Raw genomic sequence first — 9,139 nt, 5'->3', positions numbered from 1 at the left:
CCGCCCGCCATCGCGCGGGCGACCGCCTCGCTGACGGCGCCGTGCGCGCCGATGAGTGCGGCGGGCACCCCGATCGCTTCGGACTTGGCCTCGTTCGAGTAGGTGACGAAGCCGCGCTCGACGACCGCCGACGAGCCGGGCACCGCCGTCAGCAACCCGGCGACGAGCCCTCCGGTGCAGGATTCGGCCGTCGCGATCCGGGTGCCGGCCTCGGCGTAGGCCCCGACCAGGGCGGTGGCGCGGGCGAGGAGGGCGTCGTCGAACATCGCGCGAATCCCTTTTTCGTTCGAAGCGGCCTTCGGATGATGCAGCGGACGCGCGTCCGCCCAACCGTCAGCCCTGGCGCATGGCCGTCTCGGCCTGGGCGTCAACCGGGCTCGTCTCCACCTCCTCCGGCAGGCGGATGGTCGCGGCGGCCTGGGCCGCGAGGCCTTCCGCGCGGCCGACGAAGCCGAGCTTCTCCGTGGTCGTCGCCTTGATCGACACCGCGGTCAGCGGCACGGCGCAGATCTCGGCGATGCGGGCGCGGATCGTCTCGCGGTGGGCGCCGATGCGGGGCGCTTCCGCCAGCACCGTGATGTCGAGATGGTCGATGCGACCGCCGCGGTCGCGCACCAGCTTGCAGGCATGGGCCAGGAACCGGTCCGACGACGCCCCGCGCCACTGCTCGTCCGAGGGCGGGAAATGGGTGCCGATATCGCCGTCGGCGATGGCGCCGAGCAGCGCGTCGGTGAGGGCATGCAGCGCGACGTCGCCGTCCGAATGGGCGAGCACCCCGCGGTCGGCCGGGATCTTCACCCCGCCGAGCCAGACATGGTCGCCGTCGGTGAAGGCGTGCACGTCGAATCCGGTGCCGAGGCGGGTCACGTAGGTCGTCATGGCGATGTCCTTCGCACTGTCCTTCGCCGTCTCCTCGCCCGAACCGGAAAAGGCCCGGTCGGCCTCGATCAGGTCGGAGGGTTGGGTGATCTTGCGGTTCTTCGGGTCGCCGGCGAACACCACCACGGCGAGGCCGGCCCATTCGGCGAGGGCGCCGTCGTCGGTGAAGCCGTGCAGGCCCTCGGCGGCGGCGGCGCGGTGCGCGTCGCGCAAGGTCCCGAAGACGAAGGCCTGCGGCGTCTGCACCGCGCGCAGGTGCTCGCGGGCCGGCGTCTCGCGCACGCGGCCGATGCCGCCCTGCTCGTCCACGAGCTTGATCGTGTCGGCGACGGCCACGCCCGGCACCGCCGCGCCGTGGTCGCGCCCGGCGGCGACGGCGCGGGCGATCAGCCCGGCATCGACGAAGGGCCGGGCCGCGTCGTGGACGAGGACCACGTCCGGCGCGCCCGCCGCCGCGAGCGCTTCGAGCCCGGCTCGGACCGAATCCTGGCGCGTCGCCCCGCCCTCGACCGGCGGCAGCAGCTTGTCGGCGATGGCGGGCGCGAGCTCGGCGCGGCAGGTGTCGTAGAACGCGGCCGCGTCGGCGGCGATCACCACCTGGATCCGGCCGATCACGGGGTCGCGGCCGAGGGCGTCGAGGGTGCGGGTGAGGACCGCCTGCCCGCCGACGCGACGGTACTGCTTGGGCATCCCGCCGCCGATGCGGATGCCGCGACCGGCCGCCACGACGACGGCGGCGACGCTCGATCCGGGTTCGGACATGCCTGGGGGTTTCCGTCGTGCCGGGGCCGAGACCGCCTGCCATGCGGCCGGTTCGGGTCCTCAAAAATCTGCCTGTCGTTTATGCGGGGGATGAAGCGAAATCAAATCGCGCGGTTCCCCGCCCAACCCTCGCCCGGGGGCTTGCGCCGGGCTGGTTTTGTCTATTTGTTGTGCAGAATGATGGCTGATCATTATTTGAGCGTCCTGCGAGGGGAGCGCTCGGTCGATCCGGTGGCGCTGCTGGCGCCGCTGTCGGGCGTCACCGACCTGCACATGCGCCGCATCGCGCAGGGTGCCGGCGCGAGCGCGGTGGTGTCGGAGATGGTGGCGGCGGCCGAGTTCGCGCGCGGTTCGGAGGAGGCGCGGCTCAGGGCGGAAGGGTCGGGCATCGCGCCGCACATCGTCCAGCTCGCCGGCTGCGCCCCCGAGCCGATGGCCGAGGCCGCCCGGATCGCCGCCGCGAACGGCGCCGACGTGATCGACGTCAACATGGGCTGCCCGGCCAAGATCGTCACCGGCATCGCCTCGGGCTCCGCGCTGATGCGCGACCTCGACCATGCGGCCCGCCTCCTCGGCGCCGTGCGCGAGGCGGTGTCGATCCCGGTGACGGTGAAGATGCGCCTCGGCTGGGACCACCACGGCCTGAACGCCGCGGAGCTCGCCCGCCGGGCCCAGGCGCTGGGGCTGAACGCGGTTACCGTCCACGGTCGCACCCGGCAGCAATTCTACAAGGGCAGCGCCGACTGGGACGCGATCCGGCCGGTCGTCGCGGCGGTGTCGATCCCCGTCATCGCCAACGGCGACGTGACGGACCTTTCCAGCGCCCGGGCATGCCTGGCGGCCTCGGGTGCTGCCGGCATCATGGTCGGCCGCGCGGCGGTCGGGCGGCCCTGGCTCGTCGGCGCCCTCGCCGCGGGGCTGGCCGGGCGCCCGGTGCCGACGCTGTCGCGGTCGGCCCGGGCGGGGCTGGCGGCGGCGCATTATGCCGGGCTGATCGCGCTCTACGGCGCAGCGATGGGCGTGCGTCATGCCCGCAAGCATCTGGCGGCCTATGCCGACGCGGCGGGCGGCCTCGATGCGGCCGAGCGCACGCGGCTCCTGACCACCACCGACCCGGAGGTGGCGGACCGGCTCCTGCGCGCCGCCTTCGAGGCCGCCCCAGCGATCGCGGAGGCCGCATGAGCGACGGGGAACCCAGGGACGAGGCGATGCCGATCGGTCTCGACCCCGCCGCCAAGGAGCCCGCGGCGAAACCCCGCGGCATGCCGAGCGCCGAGGCGGTGATCAACGCCCTGCCGTTGCCGGTGCTGACCATCGGCGCGGACGACCGCATCATGCACTGCAACCACGCGGCCGAGACGTTCTTCGACTATTCCGCCCGGCTGATGCAGCGGCGCCGGCTTCGCGACATCATCCCCTTCGCCTCGCCGATCATCGCGCTGGTGGCCGAGGTGCGCCGGCGCGGGTCCAGCGTCAGCGAGTACCGGGTCGAGCTGACGCAACCGCGCTCGGGCGCGGAGCGCAGCGTCGACGTGTTCGCCACCGCGCTCGGCGACGACGGCGAGGCGGTGGTGCTGATGCTCCAGGAGCGCACCATCGCCGACAAGATGAACCGTCAGCTGACGCATCGCGGCGCGGCGCGCTCGATGGTGGCGCTCGGCGCGATGCTCGCCCACGAGATCAAGAACCCGCTCGCCGGCATCCGCGGCGCGGCCCAGCTGCTCGAGCAGTCGGGGCCGGAAGAGGACCGGGTGCTGACCAGCCTGATCTGCGAGGAGACCGACCGGATCGTGCGGATCGTCGAGCGGATGGAGCTGTTCGGCGACGAGCGCCCGGTCGAGCGCGGCCCGGTCAACGTGCACGGCGTGCTCGATCAGGTGAAGCGCTCGGCGCAATCCGGGTTCGGGCGCCACATCCGCTTCGTCGAGACCTACGATCCGTCGCTGCCGCCGGTGCTCGGCAACCGCGATCAGCTCGTGCAGGTGATCCTGAACCTGGTGAAGAACGCGGCGGAAGCGATCGGCGCCGACGCGGTCGACGGCGAGATCACCCTGTCGACCGCGTTCCGCACCGGCCTGCGGCTTCAGGTCCCGGGCTCGCGCGAGCGCGTCAGCCTGCCGATCGAGGTGGCGGTGCGCGACAACGGCCCGGGCATCTCGGCCGAGCTGCTGCCGGATCTGTTCGACCCGTTCGTGACGACGAAGGCGCAAGGCTCCGGCCTCGGTCTTGCATTGGTCGCGAAGATCGTCGGCGATCATGGCGGCATCGTCGAGTGCGATCCCGCGCCCCGCCGCACCGCCTTCCGAATCCTCCTGCCCATGTCGAGCGCCCGCGACGGGCGCGAAGCGGTCGCGGAGCCCGAGTAAGAGTCATGCCCAACGGCCACATCATCGTCGCGGACGACGACGCCGCCATCCGCACCGTCCTGAACCAGGCGCTGTCGCGGGCCGGCTACGAGGTCCGCTCCACCGGCAACTGCGCGACCCTGTGGCGGTGGGTGGCGCAAGGGGAGGGCGACCTCGTCATCACCGACGTGGTGATGCCCGACGAGAACGTGTTCGACCTGCTGCCGCGCATCAAGCGGGTGCGGCCGGAGCTGCCGGTCATCGTCATGAGCGCGCAAAACACCTTCATGACCGCGATCCGCGCCTCCGAGCGCGGCGCCTACGAGTACCTGCCCAAGCCCTTCGACCTGAAGGAGCTGATCGCCATCGTCGGCCGGGCGCTGTCGCGCCCACGCGGCACGGCCGCCGCCGCCGCGCCGCCCGACAACGAAGATATCCCGCTGGTCGGGCGCTCGCCGGCGATGCAGGAGATCTACCGGGCGCTCGCCCGGCTGATGCCGACCGACCTGACCGTGATGATCACCGGCGAGTCCGGCACCGGCAAGGAGCTGGTGGCCCGCGCGCTCCACGATTACGGCCGCCGGCGCACCGGCCCGTTCGTGCCCGTCAACATGGCCGCGATCCCGCGCGACCTGATCGAATCGGAGCTGTTCGGCCACGAGAAGGGCGCCTTCACCGGGGCGCTGCAGCGCTCGGCCGGCCGCTTCGAGCAGGCGGAGGGCGGCACGCTGTTCCTCGACGAGATCGGCGACATGCCGATGGAGGCGCAGACCCGGCTGCTGCGCGTGCTGCAGCAGGGCGAGTACACCACCGTCGGCGGCCGGGTGCCGATCAAGACCAACGTCCGCATCATCGCGGCGACCAACAAGGACCTGCGGATCTCGATCCAGCAGGGCATCTTCCGCGAGGACCTGTTCTTCCGCCTGAACGTCGTGCCGCTGCGGCTGCCGGCCCTGCGCGAGCGGTCCGAGGACGTGCCCGACCTCGTCCGCCACTTCTTCATCCAGGTCGAGCGCGAGGGCCTCACGCGGAAGATGCTCGACGGCGAGGCGATGGAGCGCCTGAAGCGCTACCGCTGGCCCGGCAACGTCCGCGAGCTGGAAAACCTCGTCCGGCGGCTCGCCGCCCTCTACCCGCAGGAGACCATCACCGGCCCGGTGATCGAGGCGGAGCTCGACACGCTGCCGCTCAGCCCCCCGGCCTCGGCCGGGAACGGCACCGCGCGCAAGGCCGGCGCCGACAACGAGACCCTGTCCGGCGCGGTCGAGCGCCACCTCTCGGACTACTTCTCCGGATACCGCGACACGCTGCCCCCGCCCGGCCTGTATCACCGGATCCTGCGCGAGATCGAAGGCCCGCTGATCGGCGCGGCGCTCGCCGCCACCCGCGGCAACCAGATCCGCGCGGCGGAGCTTCTGGGCGTCAACCGCAACACCCTGCGCAAGAAGGTGCGCGACCTCGACCTGCAGGTGTTCCGAACGGCGCGCTAGGCGGACGGGTAGCGGCGCGCGCCGCGTCAGACGTACATCGCGATGGCCGATTGCAGCATCTCGTTGACAGTGCTGATCACCTTCGTGTTGGAGGAATAGGCCTGCTGCGTCTCGATCATCTTGGAGAACTGGTCCGAGATGCTCGCATTCGATTGCTCGACCGAGCCGCCGGTCACGGTCGCGCCGTTCAGGCCGAAGCTCGGCGCACCGGTGCTCGCGGTCGCGACGAAGGCGCCGCCGTCGAGCGAGGCGAGCGTGTCCCGCGCGCCGAACTGGGCCAGGGCCAGGGTGCCGAGCGCCTGGGTGCTGCCGTCCGACAGGGTGCCGGTGAGGGCGCCGGCGGGCGAGACCGACAGGCTGGAGAGCGCGCTCGTGGCGGTGGCCGACACCTGGACCGGCGCGCCCGTCGAGGCCCCGGCGAACAGGTAGTACCCGGCCCCGTTGACGAGGTACCCGCTCGCATCCGGCGCGAAGTCGCCGCGCCGGGTGTAGGCCAGCGCCGAGCCGAAGCTCGGCGCCGACGCGGTCCCGAGATTCTGCCGGACCACGAAGTAGCCGTCGCCGCCGATCGCGAGGTTCGTCGCGATGCCGGTCGACGCCACCGTGCCCTGGAGCCCCAGGTTCGACCGCGTGCTGATCGCGACGCCGCCGGCGGGCTGCGTCCCGGCCTCGGTCTGCGCCAGCATGTCGGCGAAGCTCGTATCCGTGCTCTTGAAGCCGGCCGTGGTGCTGTTGGCGATGTTCCCCGAGATGTTGTTCAGCGCGAAGGATTGGGCCGAGGTCCCGGTGATGGCGTTCGAGAGCGCATCCATCAGGCTCATCGCGGATCTCCATCAAGAACGGCCCGGTGCAACCGGGCCCGACCAGAACGTCGGCCGACCATTCCCCGGCCACCCTGATTTGAGGATTTCATCGTTAATACGCGGTGTGTAACGATTTATGTCTTGAGCTGGCATGAGCTCGCCCTGGAAGCGAAGCTCGACATCTTGGAAACATTTGGAAACGACTGAACTAGCGGCGCTCGGACACGGCACCGGCATGACCTGGGACTACGTGCGGCGCCTGCGCGGCCTCGTGAAGGGCAAGCTCGTGCTCCAGGGCATCGTCACGAGGGAGGACGCGAAGAGCGCGCTCGACCACGGCGTCGATGCGCTGATCATGTCGAACCACGGCGGCCGGGCCGAGGCGAGCCTGCAAGCCACGATCGGCGTGCCGCCGGAGATCGTGACGGCGGTGAACGGCCGCGTGCCCGTGCTGATCGACGGCGGCTTCCGCCGCGGCACCGACGTGCTCAAGGCCCTGGCGCTCGGCGCCACCGCCGTGTGCATCGGCCGCCCCTCCGTCTGGGGGCTGGCCGCCTTCGGCGAGCCCTGGGTCGCCGCCGTGCTCGCCATCATGCAGCGCGAGTTCGGGACGATCATGCGCCAGATCGGCGCCACCACGACCGCCGGGATCGGCGCCGCGGCGTCGACCGGGCCTGACACGCGCCGCGCGGCCGGCCCCGTCCCTCGGGCGGCGGGGCCGGCATTTGACAATCCCGGCCGCATCATCGACACCGCCGGCCGTCTGGGCATCGACCGAACGACGAGGCCGGTTGCCGGTTCCGGAGCCGCGCATGACCGCCTTCTCGGCCCCCTCCTCCCGTTCCGCACCGCGCTCATGATCCCCAGCCAAGCCGCGCGGCGACCCGTCCCGGCCACGCGGCCCGTCCCGGCCACCGGGCCCGGCTTCGCGTTCGGCGACTTCCTCCTGAACACCGTGTCGGCGAGCCACGCGCGGGCCTGCGCCTGGCTGGTGGCGCTCTGCCTCGTCTGCTTCCTGCCCGGCCAGATCTCGCTCCAGCCGATGGACCGGGACGAGCCGCGATTCGCCCAGGCGTCGAAGCAGATGCTCGAGACCGGCGACGGCGTCGACATCCGCTTCCAGGGCGAGGCCCGGCACAAGAAGCCGGTGGGCATCTACTGGGCCCAGGCCGCGGCGGTGGCGGCCGGCGAGGCGCTCGGGGTGCCCCAGGCGCGAACCGAGATCGCTCTCTACCGCATCCCCTCGCTCGTCGGCGCGACCGCCGCCGTGCTCCTGGCCTACTGGGCGGCGCTCGTCTTCCTGCCGCGGCGCGGCGCCTTCCTCGCGGCCGCCCTGTTCGGCGCCTGCCTGATGCTCGCGGCGGAGGCGCATCTCGCCAAGACCGACGCGCTACTGACCGCGTGCGCGATCGCGTCGCTCGGCGCGCTCGCCCGCGCCTGGCTCGGGCGTTCCGGCCCCGGCCCATCGACCGCGGGGCGGCTCGCGTTCTGGCTCGGCCTGGCGATCGGCATCCTGGTGAAGGGGCCGATGGTGCCGCTCTTCGTCGGCCTGCCGATGCTGGCCCTGTCGTGGAAGGCGCGCTCCGGCCGCTGGATCCTGGCGCTGCGGCCGTGGTCCGGCCTCGCGATCGTCGTCGCGGTCGTCGCCCCGTGGTTCCTGGCGATCGCCTGGCGCAGCGGCAGCGCCTTCTTCACCGAGGCGGTCGGCCACGACATGCTGGCCAAGGTCGGCAGCGCCAAGGAGAAGCACTGGGCGCCGCCCGGCACCTACGCGCTGGTGTTCTTCGCGACCTTCTGGCCCGGTGCCGCCTTCGCGGCTCTGGCGATCCCGTTCGCGTGGCGCCGTCGCCGGGACGATGCGGTCGCGTTCCTGGTCGCGTCGATCGTGCCGGCGTGGCTGATGTTCGAGGCCGTGCCGACCAAGCTGCCGCACTACGTCCTGCCGCTGATGCCGATGGTGGCGATCCTCACCGTGCTGGCGCTCCGGGCCGGCGCCCTCGATCCGACGCGGCGCGGCGCGCGGGCGATGGCGCTGCTGGTGCCGGCGATCCCGATCGGGCTGACGATCGGCCTCGCCGTGGTCGCGTGGCGCCTGGACCGGGTGCTGCCCGTGCTGTCGCTGCCGCTGCTCGGGGCCGCCTGCGCGCTCGCGCTGGCCGCCTGGATGGCCTATGCGCGGAACGGCGCCGAGCGGGCGATGGTGTTCGCGATCCTCTCCGCCTGCGTGCTCTCGCCCGCGGTGCTCGGGCTGGCGCAGACCGAGATCCCGGCGCTGAAGGTCTCGAACCGGCTCGCCGCGATCCGCGACGCGCTGCCGTGCCGGCCGCAGGTCGCGAGCCTCGGCTACCGCGAGCCGAGCCTGGTGTTCCTGATCGGCACCGACCTCGCCACCCCGAACACCGGCGCCGACGCGCTGGCCTTCCTCCATGCGGGCGGCTGCCGCCTCGTCTTCGTCGAGCAGCGCTCGGCCGCCGACTTCGCCGATGCCTGGCCCGTCGGCGGCGTCGGCCCGAAGGCGGTGGGGCAGGTGTCGGGCTTCAACATCAACGCCGGCCGCCGGGTCGACCTCACCGCCTACGCGGTGACGCCCACGGCTCAGACGGTGACCCCATGAACGCGACGTCTCCCCGCCTCAGCATCGTGGTGCCGGTGAAGAACGAGGCCGGCAACATCGCGGGGCTCGTCGCCGAGATCGAAGCCGCCTGCGGGGCGCTGGCGCCCTTCGAGGTGATCTACGTCGACGACGGCTCCACCGATGCGACGCCGGCCGCACTCGACGCCGCACGTCAGGGCCGGCCCTGGCTGCGGGTGCTGCGCCACGCCCGCAGCGGCGGGCAGTCGGCGGCGGTGCGCAGCGGGG

Annotated in this window: 7 protein-coding genes and 2 pseudogenes; 6 read left to right on the top strand and 3 right to left on the bottom strand. The window is 72.5% G+C overall.

What is annotated here, in order from left to right:
• Both FV230_RS19480 and FV230_RS19475 read right to left on the bottom strand, forming a co-directional pair.
• The coding region (locus tag FV230_RS19480; RefSeq protein WP_147843561.1) for a nicotinamide-nucleotide amidohydrolase family protein at window positions 1-266 on the bottom strand (266 nt) is incomplete at its 3' end.
• Window positions 267-333: 67 nt separating this feature from the next.
• The gene (locus FV230_RS19475; RefSeq protein ID WP_147843560.1) at window positions 334-1,641 is read right to left on the bottom strand and encodes a bifunctional 2-C-methyl-D-erythritol 4-phosphate cytidylyltransferase/2-C-methyl-D-erythritol 2,4-cyclodiphosphate synthase; all 1,308 of its coding nucleotides are present in this window, start codon (window positions 1,639-1,641) and stop codon (window positions 334-336) included.
• 177 nt (window positions 1,642-1,818) lie between these two features.
• Between FV230_RS19475 and dusB the strand changes: the two genes are divergently transcribed.
• The 3 genes from dusB to ntrC are packed head-to-tail and all read left to right on the top strand — an operon-like array spanning window position 1,819 to window position 5,476.
• On the top strand, window positions 1,819-2,823 hold the full coding sequence (gene dusB / locus FV230_RS19470; protein ID WP_147843559.1) for a tRNA dihydrouridine synthase DusB: 1,005 nt from the start codon (window positions 1,819-1,821) through the stop codon (window positions 2,821-2,823).
• A gap of 26 nt (window positions 2,824-2,849) precedes the next feature.
• A complete protein-coding gene (locus tag FV230_RS19465) occupies window positions 2,850-4,007 on the top strand; it encodes an ATP-binding protein (RefSeq protein WP_187274736.1) in 1,158 nt (385 codons plus the stop codon).
• 5 nt (window positions 4,008-4,012) lie between these two features.
• On the top strand, window positions 4,013-5,476 hold the full coding sequence (gene ntrC, locus FV230_RS19460; protein WP_147728390.1) for a nitrogen regulation protein NR(I): 1,464 nt from the start codon (window positions 4,013-4,015) through the stop codon (window positions 5,474-5,476).
• Window positions 5,477-5,502: 26 nt separating this feature from the next.
• Here ntrC and FV230_RS19455 read toward each other — a convergent pair whose 3' ends face one another.
• A complete protein-coding gene (locus FV230_RS19455; RefSeq protein ID WP_147843558.1) occupies window positions 5,503-6,297 on the bottom strand; it encodes a flagellar hook basal-body protein in 795 nt (264 codons plus the stop codon).
• Between the two features lie 133 nt (window positions 6,298-6,430).
• On the opposite strand from FV230_RS19455, the pseudogene FV230_RS30365 reads away from it, so the two are divergent.
• The 3 genes and pseudogenes from FV230_RS30365 to FV230_RS19445 all read left to right on the top strand — a co-directional run.
• A pseudogene (locus tag FV230_RS30365) lies at window positions 6,431-6,925 on the top strand (alpha-hydroxy-acid oxidizing protein); the annotation flags it as partial.
• A gap of 300 nt (window positions 6,926-7,225) precedes the next feature.
• Window positions 7,226-8,893 (top strand): annotated as a pseudogene (locus tag FV230_RS19450) (glycosyltransferase family 39 protein); the annotation flags it as partial.
• Window positions 8,890-9,139 (top strand): glycosyltransferase (locus FV230_RS19445; protein WP_147729612.1); only part of this gene is annotated, 250 nt, incomplete at its 3' end. The pseudogene FV230_RS19450 and the gene FV230_RS19445, both read left to right, overlap by 4 nt.

The sequence above is a fragment of the Methylobacterium sp. WL6 genome, assembly GCF_008040095.1.
Classification (GTDB): Bacteria; Pseudomonadota; Alphaproteobacteria; order Rhizobiales; family Beijerinckiaceae; genus Methylobacterium.
This window is presented reverse-complemented; position numbering and strand designations above follow the sequence as displayed.